This window comes from Pseudomonas sp. UF-293 (assembly GCF_058245595.1).
Genome location: NZ_JBSICA010000027.1, coordinates 13,117 through 30,802, shown reverse-complemented (window position 1 = coordinate 30,802; position 17,686 = coordinate 13,117). Strand labels below are relative to the sequence as shown.

Here is a 17,686-nt window from a genome sequence, read left to right as displayed (position 1 = left end):
CGAGCCAGCTCGCGAAAGCGGTGTATCAGTCACTTCAATGTTGAATGGACCATCTCATTCGCGAGCAGGCTCGCTCCCACCGATGGAATGGGCGCTCTCAAGTTCTAACAGAGGTTTCAACGCTACGTGATGGATCTGTTTCGCAGTGCACCGATTGCCCAACCCTTGGCCGCGCGTCTGCGTGCGGCCAATCTGGATGAGTACGTCGGTCAGGAACACGTGCTCGCTCGCGGCAAGCCTCTGCGTGAGGCGCTGGAGCAGGGCGCGCTGCATTCGATGATCTTCTGGGGGCCGCCGGGCGTGGGCAAAACCACTCTGGCGCGCTTGCTCGCGGAAGTCTCCGATGCGCACTTCGAAACCGTCTCGGCGGTGCTCGCCGGGGTCAAGGAGATCCGCCAGGCCGTTGAGATTGCCAAGCAGCAGGCCGGCCAGTACGGCAAACGCACGATCCTGTTTGTCGACGAAGTCCACCGTTTCAACAAGTCGCAGCAGGACGCGTTCCTTCCGTACGTTGAAGACGGCACGCTGATCTTCATCGGCGCCACCACCGAAAATCCTTCTTTCGAACTCAACAACGCATTGTTGTCGCGCGCCCGCGTCTACGTGCTGAAAAGCCTCGACGAAGCGGCGCTGCGCAAACTGGTGCATCGGGCTCTGACCGAAGAGCGTGGGCTGGGCAAGCGCAATCTGACCCTGAGCGATGAAGGCTTCCAGATGCTGCTTTCGGCTGCGGATGGCGATGGCCGGCGTCTGCTCAATCTGCTGGAGAACGCTTCCGATCTCGCTGAAGACGACAGCGAAATCGGCATCGAGCTTTTGCAAAGTCTGCTGGGCGATACGCGTCGACGTTTCGACAAGGGCGGTGAAGCGTTCTACGACCAGATTTCGGCGCTGCACAAATCGGTACGCGGCTCTAACCCCGACGGCGCGCTGTACTGGTTTGCGCGGATGATCGACGGCGGCTGTGATCCGCTGTATCTGGCGCGGCGCGTGGTGCGCATGGCCAGCGAAGACATCGGCAACGCCGATCCGCGTGCGCTGAGCCTGTGCCTGGCCGCGTGGGAGGTGCAGGAGCGTCTCGGCAGCCCCGAGGGCGAATTGGCAGTCGCCCAGGCCATCACTTATCTGGCCTGTGCACCGAAAAGCAATGCGGTGTACATGGGCTTCAAAACCGCGCTGCGCGCCGCTGCCGAAAACGGCTCTCTGGAAGTGCCGCTGCATTTGCGCAATGCACCGACCAAGCTGATGAAGCAACTGGGCTACGGCGACGAGTACCGCTACGCCCATGATGAGCCGGATGCTTACGCCGCCGGCGAAGACTATTTTCCGGAAGAACTCGATCCGATTCCGTTCTATCAGCCCGTGCCCCGTGGCCTGGAGTTGAAGATCGGCGAAAAGCTCAATCACCTCGCTCAACTGGATCGTCTGAGCCCTCGGCAGCGGAGAAAATAGTGGTTCCATTGATCATTGCAGTGTCGGTCGGCGGTGTTGCCGGCACCTTGTTGCGCTTCACCACCGGTAATTGGGTCAGCGCCAATTGGCCACGGCACTTCTATACCGCGACGCTGGCCGTTAATATCGTGGGCTGCCTGTTGATCGGCGTGTTGTACGGCCTGTTTCTGATACGCCCGGAGGTGCCGATTGAGGTGCGCGCCGGGTTGATGGTCGGCTTCCTCGGGGGGCTGACGACTTTTTCATCCTTTTCACTGGATACGGTGCGCCTGCTGGAAAGCGGGCAAGTGTTGCTGGCCCTGGGCTACGCGGCACTCAGCGTATTCGGCGGGCTGCTCGCCACATGGGCTGGCCTGTCCCTGACCAAACTTTGATAACGAGAAACCGACATGCTCGATTCCAAACTGTTACGTAGCAACCTTCAGGACGTAGCGGACCGCCTGGCTTCCCGTGGCTTTGCCCTGGACACCGCGCGCATCGAAGCGCTGGAAGAACAGCGCAAGACCGTCCAGACCCGCACCGAAGCACTGCAGGCTGAGCGTAACGCGCGTTCGAAATCCATCGGCCAGGCCAAGCAGCGTGGTGAAGACATCGCGCCGCTGATGGCGGATGTCGAGCGCATGGCGGGCGAACTGAGCGCTGGCAAGGTCGAGCTGGACGCGATCCAGACCGAACTGGATTCGATCCTGCTCGGTATCCCCAACCTGCCGCATGAGTCGGTTCCGGTCGGCAAGGACGAAGATGACAACGTCGAAGTGCGTCGTTGGGGCACGCCGACCCAGTTCGATTTCGAAGTTAAAGACCACGTTGCCCTCGGCGAGAAGTTCGGCTGGCTGGATTTCGAAACTGCCGCCAAGCTGTCCGGTGCACGTTTCGCCTTGCTGCGTGGTCCGATCGCCCGCCTGCATCGCGCGCTGGCGCAGTTCATGATCAACCTGCATGTCACCGAACATGGCTATGAAGAGGCTTACACGCCTTATCTGGTCCAGGCTCCGGCGCTGCAAGGCACTGGCCAGCTGCCGAAATTCGAGGAAGATCTGTTCAAGATCGCCCGCGAAGGCGAAGCCGATCTGTACCTGATCCCGACCGCCGAAGTGTCGCTGACCAACATCGTTGCCGGCGAAATCGTTGATTCCAAATCGCTGCCGATCAAGTTTGTTGCCCACACCCCGTGCTTCCGCAGCGAAGCCGGCGCGTCGGGCCGGGATACTCGCGGCATGATTCGTCAGCACCAGTTCGACAAAGTCGAAATGGTCCAGATCGTCGAGCCGTCGCAATCGATGGAAGCGCTGGAAGGCCTGACCGCCAACGCCGAAAAAGTCCTGCAACTGCTCGGCCTGCCTTACCGCACCCTGGCACTGTGCACCGGTGACATGGGCTTCAGCGCGGTCAAGACCTACGACCTTGAAGTGTGGATTCCGAGCCAGGACAAGTACCGCGAAATTTCGTCGTGCTCGAACTGCGGCGATTTCCAGGCCCGTCGCATGCAGGCGCGTTTCCGCAACCCGGAAACCGGCAAGCCTGAGCTGGTACACACCTTGAACGGTTCCGGCCTGGCGGTCGGTCGTACCTTGGTTGCAGTGCTGGAAAACTACCAGCAGGCCGACGGTTCGATCCGCGTGCCGGACGTGCTCAAACCGTATATGGGTGGCCTTGAGGTCATCGGCTAAATGAAATATCTGCCGCTGTTTCACAACCTGCGCGGCAGTCGTGTGTTGGTTGTCGGTGGGGGGGAAATTGCCTTGCGCAAATCCCGCCTGCTGGCCGATGCCGGTGCGCTGCTGCGGGTCGTCGCACCTGAAATTGAAACGCAACTGGCTGAATTGGTCGCTGCCAGCGGCGGCGAATGCCTGCTGCGTGGTTACGCCGAAGCGGATCTGGACGGTTGCGGGCTGATCATTGCCGCGACCGACGACGAAACGCTTAACGCGCAAGTCTCCACCGATGCCCATCGGCGTTGCGTGCCGGTAAATGTAGTAGATGCGCCGGCCTTGTGCAGCGTGATCTTCCCGGCGATCGTCGACCGCTCGCCACTGATCATTGCCGTCTCCAGCGGCGGCGACGCGCCGGTATTGGCGCGCCTGATTCGTGCCAAGATCGAAACCTGGATTCCTTCGACCTACGGTCAGCTCGCCGGGCTCGCGGCGCGTTTCCGCCATCAGGTGAAAACCCTGTTTCCGGATGTGCAGCAGCGTCGCGGCTTCTGGGAAGACGTTTTCCAGGGCCCGATCGCCGATCGTCAACTGGCCGGGCAGGGCGCTGAAGCCGAGCGCCTGTTGCAGGCCAAGGTCGATGGCGAGCCCATGGTCACCACTGGCGAGGTTTATCTGGTCGGCGCTGGTCCGGGTGACCCGGATCTGTTGACCTTTCGCGCACTGCGGCTGATGCAGCAAGCCGATGTGGTGCTCTACGACCGCTTGGTAGCGCCGGCGATTCTCGAGTTGTGCCGTCGCGACGCCGAGCGGGTATATGTCGGCAAGCGTCGTTCCGAACACGCCGTGCCGCAGGATCAGATCAACCAGCAACTGGTCGATCTGGCCAAGGCCGGCAAGCGCGTGGTGCGGTTGAAGGGCGGCGATCCGTTTATCTTCGGGCGCGGTGGTGAAGAGATCGAAGAGCTGGCAGCCCACGGCATTCCATTCCAGGTCGTGCCGGGCATCACGGCGGCCAGCGGTTGCGCGGCATATGCCGGGATTCCGTTGACCCATCGTGACCACGCGCAATCCGTGCGGTTTGTCACCGGCCACTTGAAGGACGGTTCTACCGATCTGCCATGGGCCGACCTTGTCGCCCCGGCGCAGACGCTGGTGTTCTACATGGGCCTGGTCGGTCTGCCGATCATCTGCGAGCAGTTGATCAAGCATGGTCGCGCGGCGGATACCCCGGCGGCACTGATCCAGCAGGGCACCACGGTGAACCAGCGGGTCTTTACCGGCACCCTGGCCGACTTGCCGCGACTGGTGGCGGAGCATGAAGTACATGCGCCGACTCTGGTGATCGTCGGCGAGGTAGTGCGGCTGCGTGAAAAACTGGCGTGGTTCGAAGGGGCTCAGGCGCAGGTCTGAAACCGGGTCGCCTGCTTTGCGGGCAGGCGACCTCGGATTTGCGTCACTCGGCAGACGGCGTGATGCGACAGCCCTTGCGATTGTGGATCTGCTCGTCGGTCGGCCGTTCGCGGACGAATTCGAAGCGTGGTTCGCCTTCGTTGTAATGCACCAGCCAGCCCCATTCCAGTTCGCTTTCGTCCTGTCCGGGATGCGGTGGCCGGGCCCACCAGGGTTCTTTGCTGAGGATCTCGCGCATGGCAGCCTCCGGTTGTTGGCAATCCTTGAACTATAGCTTGCTGTCATGAGTCGTCAGAACAGGCGGTGTTGAATCGGCTCGATCATGACGAAAAAGGGGGCAGGGCAATGATTGATGGGGGGCGCAAGGATGAACCGTCGAAACGGCTGTTTTTCGCTTTGGATTGCCCGCCGGCGCAGCGCAAGGCCATCGCCCAGTGGCGTTCGGAACTGGGCCTGCGCAGCGGTAAAGCGGTGCCGGCGGATAACTTTCATCTGACTTTGCTGTTTCTTGGAGCGGTGCCGCTGGCGCAGATCCATGGCGTTTGCGAAGCCGCGGGCAGTGTGCGTATTCCGGGCGAAGCGTTGCAGGTTGCGCTGGATCGGTTGCAGGTCTGGCATCGCGCGGGTGTGTTGTCGCTGGCACCCGAGCAGGCACCGCCGGCGTTGTTGCGCCTGGTCTACGCGCTGGAGCAGGCAATGTTGCCGTTCGGTTTTGCGGAACCCACCCACGAGTTCCGCCCGCACCTGACATTGGCACGCGAATACCGCGCGCCGGAGCCAGAAGCGAGCACGCCGCCGGAGTTTTTTCTGCGCGCTGAACGCTTCGCTTTGTTCGAATCGCACAAGGGTCGCTATCGGGTCTTGCAGGATTGGCCGCTGATCTGAGCGAACAAAAAAAGGCGCCCGTAGGCGCCTGCAAATTCACCCGAGCCGAGGGAGCCGGGTGAGGCCGTTCAGAGCAGGGAGCAGCGGTGGTAAGGCGCTGCGTGAACGGAAATCTGGCAATGTCCGAATTCGATCGAAAACCTGTGGGAGCTGGCTTGCCAGCGATGGGGCCAGCGCATCTAGCGTCATCGTTGTCTGACCCACCGCCATCGCTGGCAAGCCAGCTCCCACAGGGTTTATCAGTGTTGACTGGTGTGCTTATTTACCGAGCTTCACCCGTGTCCACCCGCGCGTCATGATCCGCTGCGTGGCAATCGGCTGATCCGGCACCGCATACAAGGTCGCCATCACCGCTTGCGACGGATACGAGCCCGGTTCGTTACGGATCGCTTCGTCCACCAACGGCGTGGCCGCTGCGTTGGCGTTGCTGTAGCCGATGCTGTTGGTGACCTCGGCGATGATGTCCGGGCGCATCAGGAAGTCCATGAACAGGTAGGCGTTGTCGACATTCGCCGCATCACGAGGGATGGCAACCATGTCGTAGAAACTGCCGGCGCCTTCCTTGGGAATGCTGTAGTCGATCACCACGTTGTTGCCCGATTCCACCGCACGTGCCTTGGCCTGCAGGACGTCGCCGGAGTAACCGACCGCCACGCAGATGTTGCCGTTGGCCAGATCGGAGATGTACTTCGAGGAATGGAAATACGCCACGTAAGGGCGGATTTTCATGAACAGCGCTTCGGCCTCGGCAATGTGCGCCTTGTCCTTGTCGTTCACCGGATAGCCCAGGTAGTGCAGGGCAGCCGGAAGCATTTCGGTTGGCGAATCGAGGAAGCTGATGCCGCAGGCTTTGAGCTTTTCCGCGTTTTCCGGTTTGAACAGCAAGTCCCAAGAGTTGGTCGGGGCGTTGGCGCCGAGTACTTCCTTGACCTTGACCGGATTGAAACCGATGCCGATCGAGCCCCACATGTACGGGAACGCGTGAGCGTTGTCCGGATCACTGGCAGAGGCGTTTTTCAGCAGCACCGGGTTGAGATTCTTCCAGTTCGGCAGCTTCGATTTGCCCAGCGGCTGATAGACACCGGCCTTGATCTGCTTGGCCAGAAAGCTGTTCGACGGTACGACGATGTCGTAACCGGATTTGCCCGCGAGCAGGCGCGCTTCAAGGGTTTCGTTGCTGTCGAAGACGTCGTAGGTCACGCGAATCCCGGTTTCGTCTTCGAACTTTTTCACGGTGTCCGGCGCGATGTAGTCGGACCAGTTGTAAACGCGCAGCACCTTGTCGTTGGCCTGGGCGCCCATGACCATCGCGCCCATTAAGGACAGTGTCAGCAGAGTCCTGCCAAACATTTTCATCGGTACAACTCCCTTCTTTTTATTCAAAAACACTACTTGATCGACGAGCCCTCGGTAGGAGCTGACGAGTGCAACGAGGCTGCGATCTTTTGATCTTGCTTTTGGAGAGCAAAAAGATCGCAGCGTGCCGCAGCTGCTACACGGCGGTCGCCGCACGTTGCGGCTGCCACGCTTCATTCGCGGTCTGATCCATCGCTTCCTGGATCGCCCGCTTGCGGTTGGCTTCTGCCTTGCGGCCGAAATACCAGACCAGGAAAGTCACCAGCGACACTGCCAGCAGAATCAGGCTGGCCACGGCGTTGATCTCGGGTTTCACACCCAGACGCACCGCCGAGAACACTTCCATCGGCAGCGTGGTCGAGCCCGGCCCGGAAACGAAGCTCGCCAGCACCAGATCGTCCAGCGACAAGGCAAACGACATCATCCCGCCCGCCGCCAGCGACGGCGCGATCATTGGAATGGTGATCAGGAAAAACACTTTGAATGGTTTGGCGCCGAGGTCCATCGCTGCTTCTTCGATCGACAGATCCAGCTCGCGCAGGCGCGCGGAGACTACCACCGCCACATAGGCCGCACAAAACGTGGTGTGGGCGATCCAGATGGTGACAATGCCACGCTCCTGCGGCCAGCCGATCAGCTGCGCCATCGCCACGAACAGCAGCAACAGCGACAGACCGGTGATCACTTCCGGCATCACCAACGGCGCGGTTACCAGACCACCAAACAGCGTGCGCCCCTTGAAGCGCGTCACCCGCGTCAGCACGAAGGCCGCCAGCGTCCCCAGTGCCACAGCGGCAATCGCGGTGTAGCAGGCGATCTCCAGCGAGCGCAGCACCGAGCCCATCAGTTGCGTGTTGTCGAGCAGGCCGACATACCACTTCACTGACCAGCCACCCCACACCGTCACCAGCTTCGAGGCGTTGAACGAGTAGATCACCAGAATCAGCATCGGCAGATAAATGAACATCAAGCCGAAGATCAGCATGAATTTGGAAAAGTTGAAGCGTTTCATCCCCGTGCCTCCATCTCTTTGGCCTGGCTGCGGTTGAACAGCAGAATCGGCACAATCAGGATCAACAGCATCACCACCGCCAGCGCAGAAGCCACCGGCCAGTCGCGGTTATTGAAGAACTCCTGCCACAGCACGCGACCGATCATCAGCGTCTCCGGGCCACCCAACAATTCCGGAATCACGAACTCACCTACCACCGGAATGAACACCAGCATGCAACCGGCAATAATCCCGTTTTTGGCCAGCGGCACAGTGATTTTCCAGAAATTGTTGAAGTTGCTCGAGCCCAGATCCTGCGCGGCTTCCAGCAGGCTGTTGTCGTGCTTGACGAGGTTGGCGTAGAGCGGCAGCACCATGAACGGCAGATAGGCGTAGACCACGCCGATGTACACCGCCGTGTTGGTGTTGAGGATCTCGATCGGGTGATCGGTGAGCCCGGTCCACATCAGAAACCCGTTGAGCAAACCGTTGTTGCTGAGGATGCCCATCCACGCATACACGCGGATCAGGATCGCTGTCCAGGTCGGCATCATGATCAACAGCAGCAGGACATTTTGCGTTTCCTTGCCGGTCTTGGTGATCGCGTAAGCCATCGGGAAACCGATCACCAGGCACATCAGCGTGCTCAGTGCCGCGACCTTGAGCGAGCCGAGGTACGCCGACAGATACAGCTCGTCTTCACCGAGCAGGGTGTAGTTGCCGATGTTCAGCAACAGCTGGAATTTCTGTTCGGCGAAGGTGTAGATCTCCGAGTACGGCGGGATCGACAGCGCGGCTTCCGAGAAGCTGATCTTCATCACCAGAAAGAACGGCAGCATGAAGAACAGGAACAGCCAGATGAACGGAATGCCGATCACCAGTTTTCGTCCACTGGGCACCAGGCGCAAGAATTGCTGATTGAAAGTTCTCATGAGCGCAGTACCACGCCGCTGTCGTCTTCCCACCAGACGTAGACCTTGTCGTCCCAGGTCGGCCGCGCGCCGCGGCGTTCGGCGTTGGCCATGAACGACTGGACGATCTTGCCGCCGGGCAGCTCGACGTAGAACACCGAATGGCCGCCGAGGTAGGCGATGTCGTGGACCTTGCCTTCGGACCAGTTGTAGCGGAACTCCGGTTGAGTGGTGCTGACGAGCATTTTTTCCGGGCGGATGGCGTAGGTGATCGACTTATCCTGCACCGACGTGCTGACGCCGTGACCGACGTAGATCTTCTGCTGCAGGTCCGGGCTGTGAATGATCGCGTGGCCTTCCAGATCTTCCACCACAGTGCCGTCGAAAGCGTTCACGTTGCCGATGAATTCGCAGACCATGCGGCTGACCGGCGCTTCATAAATGTCCACCGGGCTGCCGATCTGCGCGATCCAGCCCAGGTGCATGATCGCGATGCGCTGGGCCATGGTCATGGCTTCTTCCTGGTCGTGGGTCACCATCACGCAGGTCACGCCGACGCGCTCGATGATCTCGACCAGCTCCAGTTGCATCTGTGAACGCAGCTTTTTGTCCAGCGCACCCATCGGCTCATCGAGCAGCAACAGCTTCGGCCGTTTGGCCAGCGAGCGGGCGAGGGCGACGCGCTGTCGCTGACCGCCGGACAACTGGTGCGGGCGGCGCTTGGCGTATTGGGTCATGTGCACCAGGCGCAGCATTTCTTCGACGCGGGCATCGATTTCGCTGGCAGGCAAACGGTCCTGTTTGAGGCCGAAGGCGATGTTCTGCGCCACGGTCATGTGCGGGAACAGCGCGTAGGACTGGAACATCATGTTGATCGGCCGCTCGTACGGCGGCATGTCGGTGATGTCCACGCCATCGAGCAGAATCCGCCCCTCGGTCGGCCGCTCGAAACCGGCGAGCATGCGCAGCAGAGTCGATTTGCCCGAACCGGAACCGCCCAGCAGGGCGAAAATTTCACCCTGATGGATCTCCAGGGACACATCGTCCACGGCCACGGTTTCGTCGAACTTCTTGGTGACACGATCGACTTTCACCAGCACCTTTTTCGGTTGCTGATGACCTTCGAGTGCCTTGCGGTAAGTGCTGGAGGCGTTTGCCATGTGAAACTCCCAACAGGTTTCGTTTGCCTGGCCAATGTGGCCGGGCTTAAGTGGATTGCGGAGCGGTCCGGAATGCCTCTCAGCTGGCGCAGAACCTGTGGGAGCGAGCCTGCTCGCGAATATGGAGTGTCAGTCGACATCATCGTTTGCTGATACACCGCTTTCGCGAGCAGGCTCGCTCCCACAGGGGATATGCGTTGACCTGAGTGGCCTTTGTCCGTACCAATCCGGCTTGTTCGGCGCCGCCGTCCTGGCTGCCTGGGTCGTACTTGTTGTTATCACGGGTGTTGCGGTTCACGGCTGACGGATGTGCAAACGCACACCCGCCAGCCGTGGGGGCAGTAAATCGTTACCTGGTTTGGGATTGCGTCAGCGCTGACGGCGCTTCGCCGCCCGTTGCCGGCACGCTGCGCCGAACGCCTGGAAAATCTTCAGGTAGTTCGGGTTGTCGAGCACTTGCCATTCCGGATGCCATTGCACGCCGAGGGCGAAGGTCGGGCTGTGCTCGACCGAGATCGCCTCGATCAGGCCATCCGGCGCCACGGCTTCGGCGCGCAGGCCGGGAGCGAGGCGGTCGATGCCTTGGCTGTGAATCGAATTGACCTGAAATTCGTCGGGCAGCTCCAGCGCTTCGAACACACCGCCAGCGATCACGCTGACCGCATGAGCCGGGGCGTATTGCACGGCCACATCCGGGCTGTCGGCTTCGCGATGGTCGAGCATGCCGGGCAGCTCATGCACCTTCTGATGCAGGCTGCCGCCGAACGCCACGTTCATTTCCTGGAAACCACGGCAGATGCCGAGCACCGGAACGCCCGCCGCGATGGCTGCACGCAATAAAGGAAGGGTGGTCGCGTCGCGAGCCGGATCGTGATCCGTGCTGGGTGCACTGGCCGGGCCTTGATAGTGGAAGGGCTCCACGTTCGAGGGAGAGCCGGTCAGCAACAGACCGTCGAGCTGACCCAGCAGGTCGTCGATTTCAGTCAGGTTACCGAGAGAAGGAATGACCACCGGCAATCCTTCAGCGCCAACGCTGACAGCACGGACGTACTTGTCGCCGCTGATGTGATAGGGGTGCAGGCCAATCTGTTTGACGCACGCAGTAACGCCGATCAATGGCTTGAATGCCATTTTTATTCACCTCGAAGTCTGTCACTTGAACGAGCTTTTCCGGAGCTTAGCCTCGTTGATTTTAATTAACAACTGCCATGTAAAAAATTCTAAACGCCGTTCATCAAATCGCTCAGGTTTGCCGGGGTTTGGCGACGGATATGGCACGAGAGTGTTAATAAAAGCCCGAAAAATAAAGGCTGCAGGGCAGGGTGTTCGCTATTGACTTCACTTTGCCTTTCGGATTGACTGGCTGCGCAACACGGTGGTGAACATAATAATTAACAGCTAAATAGGTGCATCATGTCGGTCCCTCTGCGTACCGTTCAACTCAACGAAGCCAACGCATTCCTTAAGAAATATCCTGAGGTTTTGTACGTCGACCTTCTGATTGCGGATATGAACGGTGTGGTGCGCGGCAAGCGCATCGAACGCACCAGTCTTCATAAGGTGTACGAAAAAGGCATCAACCTGCCGGCGTCGCTCTTCGCGCTGGACATCAACGGCTCCACGGTGGAAAGCACCGGCCTGGGCCTGGATATTGGCGATGCCGATCGCATCTGCTACCCGATCCCCGGCACCCTGAGCATCGAGCCGTGGCAAAAGCGCCCGACCGCACAACTGCTGATGACCATGCACGAGATCGAGGGCCAGCCATTCTTCGCTGACCCGCGTGAAGTGCTGGCCAACGTGGTGCGCAAATTCGACGACCTCGGCCTGACCATCTGCGCGGCATTCGAACTCGAGTTCTACCTGATCGACCAGGACAACGTTAACGGGCGTCCGCAGTCGCCACGTTCGCCGGTATCCGGCAAGCGTCCGGTGTCCACTCAGGTCTACCTGATCGACGACCTCGACGAATACGTCGACTGCCTGCAAGACATCCTCGAAGGCGCGAAAGAGCAGGGCATCCCCGCTGATGCGATCGTCAAGGAAAGCGCCCCGGCGCAGTTCGAAGTCAACCTGCATCACGTCTCCGACCCGATCAAGGCCTGCGATTACGCGGTCCTGCTCAAGCGTCTGGTGAAGAACATCGCCTACGACCACGAGATGGACACGACCTTCATGGCCAAGCCGTATCCCGGCCAGGCCGGCAACGGTTTGCACGTGCACATTTCGATTCTGGACAAAGAAGGCAACAACATCTTCGCCAGCGAGGATCCCGAGCAGAACGCCGCACTGCGTCACGCGATCGGCGGTGTGCTCGAGACCCTGCCGGCGCAAATGGCGTTCCTCTGCCCGAACGTCAATTCGTATCGCCGCTTTGGCGCGCAGTTCTATGTGCCGAACTCGCCGAGCTGGGGGATCGACAACCGCACCGTTGCCGTGCGCGTGCCGACCGGTTCAGCGGACGCCGTGCGCATCGAGCACCGCGTCGCCGGTGCCGATGCCAACCCGTACCTGCTGATGGCTTCGGTGCTGGCTGGTATCCACCACGGCCTGACCAACCAGATCGAGCCCGGCGCGCCGGTCGAAGGCAACAGCTACGAGCAGAACGAGCAGAGCCTGCCGAATAATCTGCGCGACGCCCTGCGCGAACTTGACGACAGCGAAGTCATGGCGCGCTACATCGACCCGATGTACATCGACGTGTTCGTCGCCTGCAAGGAAAGCGAACTGGCCGAGTTCGAGAACTCGATTTCTGACCTTGAGTACAACTGGTATCTGCATACGGTCTGACGGTTGACCCACCGCCGTAACCCTGTAGGAGCTGCCGAAGGCTGCGATCTTTTGATCTTGCTTTTAAAAAAATCAAAGGCAAAAGATCGCAGCCTTCGGCAGCTCCTACAGGGGATCGGGTTAGCAGATTTTGAACAGCGGCGTTCGTCCGCTGCTCACCACCCCCTTGTCGAGCCCAAAACAATGACCACAACCCGCAACGACTGGGAACAGCGCTTCCAGTCCCTGTCCATCGAATCCCGCGCCTTCATCAACGGTGAATATCGCCCGGCGATCAGCGGCGACACTTTCGAATGTCTGAGCCCGGTCGATGGCCGCTTTCTCGCCGCTGTCGCCAGCACCGATGAAGCCGACGCCAACCTTGCCGTCGAAGCCGCGCGCCAGTCCTTCAACTCCGGCATCTGGGCGAAAAAAGCCCCGGCCGAGCGCAAGCGCGTGCTGATCCGCTTCGCCGATCTGATCCTGCGACACCAGGAAGAACTGGCGCTGCTGGAAACCCTCGACATGGGCAAGCCGATCAGTGATTCGATGAGCATCGACATCCCGGCGACCGCCAACGCGATCCGCTGGAGCGCCGAGGCCATCGACAAGATTTACGACGAAGTCGCTGCCACCCCGCACGATCAACTTGGCCTCGTCACCCGCGAGCCCTCCGGTGTAGTCGCGGCGATCGTGCCGTGGAATTTCCCGCTGATCATGGCCAGCTGGAAGTTCGCACCAGCGCTGGCGGCGGGTAACTCGTTCATCCTCAAGCCTTCGGAAAAATCGCCACTGACCGCCATCCGCATCGCGCAACTGGCGCTGGAGGCGGGTATTCCCAAAGGCGTGTTCAATGTGCTGCCGGGCTTCGGTCATACCGTCGGCAAGGCGCTGGCGCTGCACATGGACGTCGATGTGCTGGCCTTCACCGGCTCCACGGCGATCGCCAAGCAACTGATGATTTACGCGGGCCAAAGCAACATGAAACGCGTCTGGCTCGAGGCCGGCGGCAAGAGCCCGAACGTGGTGTTCGCCGACGCACCGGATCTGCGTGCGGCCGCTCAAGCGGCGGCCAGTGCCATCGCCTTCAACCAGGGCGAAGTCTGCACCGCCGGTTCGCGCCTGCTGGTCGAGCGCTCGATTCGCGAGCAATTCATTCCGCTGCTGGTGGAAGCCTTGCAAGCCTGGAAACCGGGGCATGCACTGGATCCGGCGACCACCGTCGGCGCCGTGGTCGACCAGCGTCAGCTCGATAACGTGCTGCGCTACATCAGCATCGGCCGCGAGCAGGGCGCCGAGCTGATTGCCGGCGGCCAACGCACCCTCGAAGAAACCGGCGGCCTTTACGTGCAGCCAGCGATTTTCGACGGCGTGACCAACGCGATGACCATCGCCAGGGAAGAAATCTTCGGCCCGGTGCTGTCGCTGATCACCTTCGACACTGCCGAAGAAGCTCTGCAGATCGCCAACGACAGCATCTTCGGCCTCGCCGCCGGGGTGTGGACCAGCAACCTGAGCAAGGCGCACACCTTCGCCCGCGGCCTGCGCGCCGGCAGCGTCTGGGTCAACCAGTACGACGGCGGCGACATGACCGCGCCGTTCGGCGGCTTCAAACAGTCTGGCAACGGGCGCGACAAATCGCTGCACGCGTTCGACAAGTACACCGAACTGAAAGCGACCTGGATCAAGCTCTGATTCTTTTACAGCGGCGGTCGCCCCTGGTTGGCGGCCCTCGGAGAAACCTATGAAACAGCAACACGTAAACAGCTACTACGCCGCCACCCGCAACGAAGTCATCGACTTCCCGATTCTCGAAGAAGCGCTCGACTGCGACGTCTGCATCATCGGTGCCGGCTACACCGGTCTGTCCTCGGCGCTGTTTCTCAGCGAAGCCGGCTATAAAGTCACCGTGCTGGAAGCGGCAAAAGTCGGCTACGGCGCCAGCGGGCGCAATGGCGGTCAACTGGTCAACTCCTACAGCCGCGACGTTGATGTCATCGAAGAGCGCTACGGCGACAAGACTGCAGAAATCCTCGGCAGCATGATCTTCGAAGGCGCCGACATCATTCGTTCGCGCATCCAGGATTACGACATCAAGTGCGACTACCGCCCGGGCGGTATTTTTGCGGCGATGAACAAGAAACAACTCAACGGTCTGGCTGAGCAGAAGCGTGGCTGGGAACGTTACGGCAACCGCAATCTGAAGATGCTCGACGCGGCGGACATCCGTCGTGAAGTCGGTTCCGATGCTTACGTTGGCGGTTTGCTGGACATGCAGGGCGGCCACGTCCATCCGTTGAATCTGGCCTTGGGCGAAGCCGCCGCCATCGTGCGTTTGGGTGGCAAGATCTACGAGCAATCGGCGGCGGTGGAAATCACCTACGGCGAGCCGATCACCGTGCGCACCGCCAAAGGTCTGATCCGCGCCAAATACCTGCTGATCGCCGGCAACGCTTATCTGCCGCAGGGCCTCGACAACCGTGTCACCGCGAAAAGCATGCCGTGCGGCTCGCAGATCGTCGTCACCGAACCGCTGACCGAGCAGCAGGCACGCAGCCTGATCACCAACAACTATTGCGTGGAAGACTGCAACTACCTGCTGGATTACTACCGCCTCACCGCTGACAACCGCCTGCTCTACGGTGGTGGCGTGGTCTACGGCGCGCGGGAGCCGGACGATATCGAACAACTGATCCGGCCGAAGATCCTCAAGACCTTCCCGCAGCTCAAGGACGTGAAGATCGACTACCGCTGGACCGGCAATTTCCTGCTGACCATGTCGCGCATGCCGCAATTCGGCCGCATCGAAAAGAACGCCTACTACATGCAGGGCTACAGCGGCCACGGCGTCACTTGCTCGCACCTGGCCGGCAAACTGATCTCGGAAATGATCCGCGGCGACGCCGAACGCTTCAACGCCTTCGCCTCGCTGCCGCACATGCCAATGCTCGGCGGCCGCACCTTCTCTGCACCGCTCACCGCGCTTGGCGCCGTCTACTACTCCCTGCGCGACCGTTTCGGCATCTGATTTACCTCCCGGCGGCGGCCCAAACCCCCGCCGGTTTTCCTGACATACCTGAGGGCAACAGGTTGAGGGGCCTGTCATCAATGCAGCTGAAACCCCAGACATCAAACGGTGGGAGCGGGCTTGCTCGCGAAGGGGCCATATCAGCCAACATTGGTGTCGCCTGACACACCGCTTTCGCGAGCAAGCCCGCTCCCACAGGGGGATTGATGGTGTTGGAAGATTTTGCGCCTGGCGCCAGTTAAATGTGGGAGTGGGCTTGCTCACGAAGGCGGCGGTACGGTCAGCAACGATGTTGCCTGACCCGACGCTTTCGCGAGCAAGCCCGCTCCCACATTGGCTGTATTGCCAAGGCAAGATAGAGTTTCGTCCCGCCATCCATCGAACCTGCTGAGCAACGCCGGCAAACGTGATTTAATAGCCGCCTTTCACGGTTCCGGGACACGGGAGCAACGTGATCCGCGCGACCTGCGCGTCACCCGCCACCCACCCCCATCGCCCCTTTTACATAAGGCAGTCATGGATACGGGTTCTCGACTCAAACTAGTACGCGAAAGCTACAAACTCTCCCAGCGCGAGCTCGCCCGGCGTAGCGGCGTGACCAACGCGACCATCTCGCTGATCGAACAGAACCGCGTCAGCCCCTCCGTCAGCTCGCTGAAAAAGCTGCTCGAAGGCATACCGATGTCCCTGGCCGACTTCTTCACCTTCGACCAGCCCCCGCGCGAACACCAATACGTATTCCGCGCCAACGAACAACCCGACCTCGGCCGCCACGGCCTGCGCCTGCTGCTCATCGGCGCCTCCGTCCCCAGCCGCCAGATGCGCCTGCTCCGCGAACAATACGCCCCCGGCGCCAGCTCCGGCGAAGAACCGATCGTGCATGCCGAAGGCGAAGAGTGCGGTTTGGTCACGCGCGGCACGGTGGAATTGACCGTGGACGGGCAGGTGAGTGTGCTGAGTGCGGGGGATGGGTATTACTTTCCGACGACGTTGCCGCATAAATTCCGCAATATCGGCGCGGATGAGGCTGAGATAATCAGTGCGAATACGCCGGCGAATTTTTGAAGGGCAGGCGTTTCGCATAGGTTTACCGAGGTTGATTTGCAGGCCCTCCCAGGCTGCCTGGGGCGTTGTCATGCGAAGCATTCGGATGTCGACATTTTGCGATGTCTTCAGGCAATAACCACTCGTCCGACACATCGCACGTTCGCCCCACAGCTTCTTCCAATGGTGTAACTCCCCACGCAACGGAAGAGCCACCATGCTGAACCAGAAAATTGCAGTGATCACCCTCGCGGCGTTGCTGTTCGGCAGTGCGCCGTACGCGCTCGCCGCTGGCGAAACGTCGACCCCGAAGGCGAGCGACGGTACCAGCCAGACTCGTGAGCCGGCGTCTCCAGCCACCAATGCCGACCCGGATGCCGATTCGCTGCCCCCAGGTGGTGATGGTGGCAAGACCGACAATGGGCCGGTGCCTTCTGCCTCCAAACCTACCCCTGCGGGTCAACCATCCGGTAGCAGCAGTGGGGGTAGCGGCGGTGGTTGATGGCTCCCTCGCACTAAAATGCCCGGTTTTCCAGCCGGGCATTTTTCTGCATATCAGATAGTGATTTTTCATGACCCGATTTCTCTTGCGAGGTGAAGGGCTGATTTATTTTTGCCATTCGTCAGCCCCTCCGCATTTTCGCCGCTCGCGTTATTCCAATGCATACCTTACCCCGCAAAGGAACCGCCAACATGCGCAAATACAACCTCGCAGCACTGACCTTGGCCACGCTGTTATCCGCCACTTCGCTTTACGCAACAGCCGCCAGCGACACCCCGGCACCGACCGCTAACGACGGCAACAGCCAAACCAACCCGAGTGCGCCGGAGGACATTCATTCCAACGGTGCCACTGTGCCCAAAGGCACACAGGGCAACACCACCAACAACGACGGCTCTACACCTTCGGGTTCCAAACCGAGTGGTTCGAAGCAATCGAATGACAGCGGCACCAGCAGCGGTGCTGGTGAAGGTTGAAGCTGTTTGCAGATACAGCAAGCCCGGCATCAAGCCGGGCTCTCTAT

At 60.5% G+C, this 17,686-nt stretch carries 17 protein-coding genes; 11 read left to right on the top strand and 6 right to left on the bottom strand.

Going from position 1 to position 17,686, the window contains the following annotated elements; genetic code table 11:
- The first annotated feature begins 129 nt into the window (after positions 1-129).
- From AC4IHP_RS22390 to cysG, 4 genes are read left to right on the top strand one after another with little or no spacing between them, the layout of a single operon-like run.
- Positions 130-1,452 (top strand): replication-associated recombination protein A, encoded by a 1,323-nt coding sequence (locus tag AC4IHP_RS22390; protein WP_460120067.1) that lies wholly within the window; start codon positions 130-132, stop codon positions 1,450-1,452.
- Positions 1,452-1,826, top strand: a complete 375-nt coding sequence (crcB, locus tag AC4IHP_RS22385) for a fluoride efflux transporter CrcB (protein WP_460120065.1) — start codon at positions 1,452-1,454, stop codon at positions 1,824-1,826. The genes AC4IHP_RS22390 and crcB overlap by 1 nt, the downstream gene beginning before the upstream one ends.
- A 15-nt stretch (positions 1,827-1,841) precedes the next feature.
- Positions 1,842-3,122: a serine--tRNA ligase gene (gene serS / locus AC4IHP_RS22380; protein WP_460120063.1), complete on the top strand. Its 1,281-nt coding sequence runs from the start codon at positions 1,842-1,844 to the stop codon at positions 3,120-3,122.
- On the top strand, positions 3,123-4,517 hold the full coding sequence (gene cysG, locus AC4IHP_RS22375) for a siroheme synthase CysG (protein WP_490832782.1): 1,395 nt from the start codon (positions 3,123-3,125) through the stop codon (positions 4,515-4,517). It abuts the gene before it with no gap.
- A 43-nt stretch (positions 4,518-4,560) separates the two neighbouring features.
- On the opposite strand, the gene AC4IHP_RS22370 is transcribed toward cysG, so the two are convergent.
- Positions 4,561-4,755 (bottom strand): hypothetical protein, encoded by a 195-nt coding sequence (locus AC4IHP_RS22370; protein WP_460120059.1) that lies wholly within the window; start codon positions 4,753-4,755, stop codon positions 4,561-4,563.
- Between the two features lie 107 nt (positions 4,756-4,862).
- Between AC4IHP_RS22370 and thpR the strand changes: the two genes are divergently transcribed.
- Positions 4,863-5,402, top strand: coding sequence for an RNA 2',3'-cyclic phosphodiesterase (gene thpR / locus AC4IHP_RS22365; RefSeq protein ID WP_490832781.1), 540 nt, complete (start codon positions 4,863-4,865; stop codon positions 5,400-5,402).
- Positions 5,403-5,660: 258 nt separating this feature from the next.
- On the opposite strand, the gene AC4IHP_RS22360 is transcribed toward thpR, so the two are convergent.
- The 5 genes from AC4IHP_RS22360 to AC4IHP_RS22340 all read right to left on the bottom strand — a co-directional run bounded on the left by AC4IHP_RS22360 (position 5,661) and on the right by AC4IHP_RS22340 (position 10,951).
- Positions 5,661-6,758, bottom strand: a complete 1,098-nt coding sequence (locus AC4IHP_RS22360) for a polyamine ABC transporter substrate-binding protein (RefSeq protein WP_490832780.1) — start codon at positions 6,756-6,758, stop codon at positions 5,661-5,663.
- A gap of 136 nt (positions 6,759-6,894) precedes the next feature.
- Positions 6,895-7,770, bottom strand: a complete 876-nt coding sequence (locus tag AC4IHP_RS22355; protein WP_490832779.1) for an ABC transporter permease subunit — start codon at positions 7,768-7,770, stop codon at positions 6,895-6,897.
- Entirely contained in the window at positions 7,767-8,681 is a 915-nt protein-coding gene (locus AC4IHP_RS22350) for an ABC transporter permease subunit (RefSeq protein WP_024013334.1), read from the bottom strand. Before AC4IHP_RS22350 ends, AC4IHP_RS22355 begins: the two co-directional genes overlap by 4 nt.
- Positions 8,678-9,820 (bottom strand): ABC transporter ATP-binding protein, encoded by a 1,143-nt coding sequence (locus AC4IHP_RS22345; RefSeq protein WP_039763289.1) that lies wholly within the window; start codon positions 9,818-9,820, stop codon positions 8,678-8,680. Before AC4IHP_RS22345 ends, AC4IHP_RS22350 begins: the two co-directional genes overlap by 4 nt.
- 369 nt (positions 9,821-10,189) lie before the next feature.
- Positions 10,190-10,951 carry a gamma-glutamyl-gamma-aminobutyrate hydrolase family protein gene (locus AC4IHP_RS22340; RefSeq protein WP_490832778.1) on the bottom strand — a complete coding sequence of 254 codons (762 nt, stop codon included), beginning with the start codon at positions 10,949-10,951 and terminating at the stop codon, positions 10,190-10,192.
- 282 nt (positions 10,952-11,233) lie between these two features.
- Between AC4IHP_RS22340 and AC4IHP_RS22335 the strand changes: the two genes are divergently transcribed.
- The 6 genes from AC4IHP_RS22335 (at position 11,234) to AC4IHP_RS22310 (ending at position 17,639) form a co-directional block, all read left to right on the top strand.
- Positions 11,234-12,610, top strand: coding sequence for a glutamine synthetase family protein (locus tag AC4IHP_RS22335; protein ID WP_007918694.1), 1,377 nt, complete (start codon positions 11,234-11,236; stop codon positions 12,608-12,610).
- Between the two features lie 183 nt (positions 12,611-12,793).
- Positions 12,794-14,284, top strand: coding sequence for an aldehyde dehydrogenase (locus AC4IHP_RS22330; RefSeq protein WP_490832777.1), 1,491 nt, complete (start codon positions 12,794-12,796; stop codon positions 14,282-14,284).
- Positions 14,285-14,333: 49 nt separating this feature from the next.
- A complete protein-coding gene (locus AC4IHP_RS22325) occupies positions 14,334-15,617 on the top strand; it encodes an NAD(P)/FAD-dependent oxidoreductase (RefSeq protein ID WP_490832776.1) in 1,284 nt (427 codons plus the stop codon).
- Between the two features lie 516 nt (positions 15,618-16,133).
- Complete coding sequence (locus AC4IHP_RS22320; protein WP_011333561.1) at positions 16,134-16,682, top strand: cupin domain-containing protein; 549 nt, start codon at positions 16,134-16,136, stop codon at positions 16,680-16,682.
- A 196-nt stretch (positions 16,683-16,878) separates the two neighbouring features.
- Entirely contained in the window at positions 16,879-17,163 is a 285-nt protein-coding gene (locus AC4IHP_RS22315; RefSeq protein ID WP_460120041.1) for a hypothetical protein, read from the top strand.
- Positions 17,164-17,354: 191 nt separating this feature from the next.
- The gene (locus tag AC4IHP_RS22310; protein ID WP_490832775.1) at positions 17,355-17,639 is read left to right on the top strand and encodes a hypothetical protein; all 285 of its coding nucleotides are present in this window, start codon (positions 17,355-17,357) and stop codon (positions 17,637-17,639) included.
- Positions 17,640-17,686: the final 47 nt, after the last annotated feature.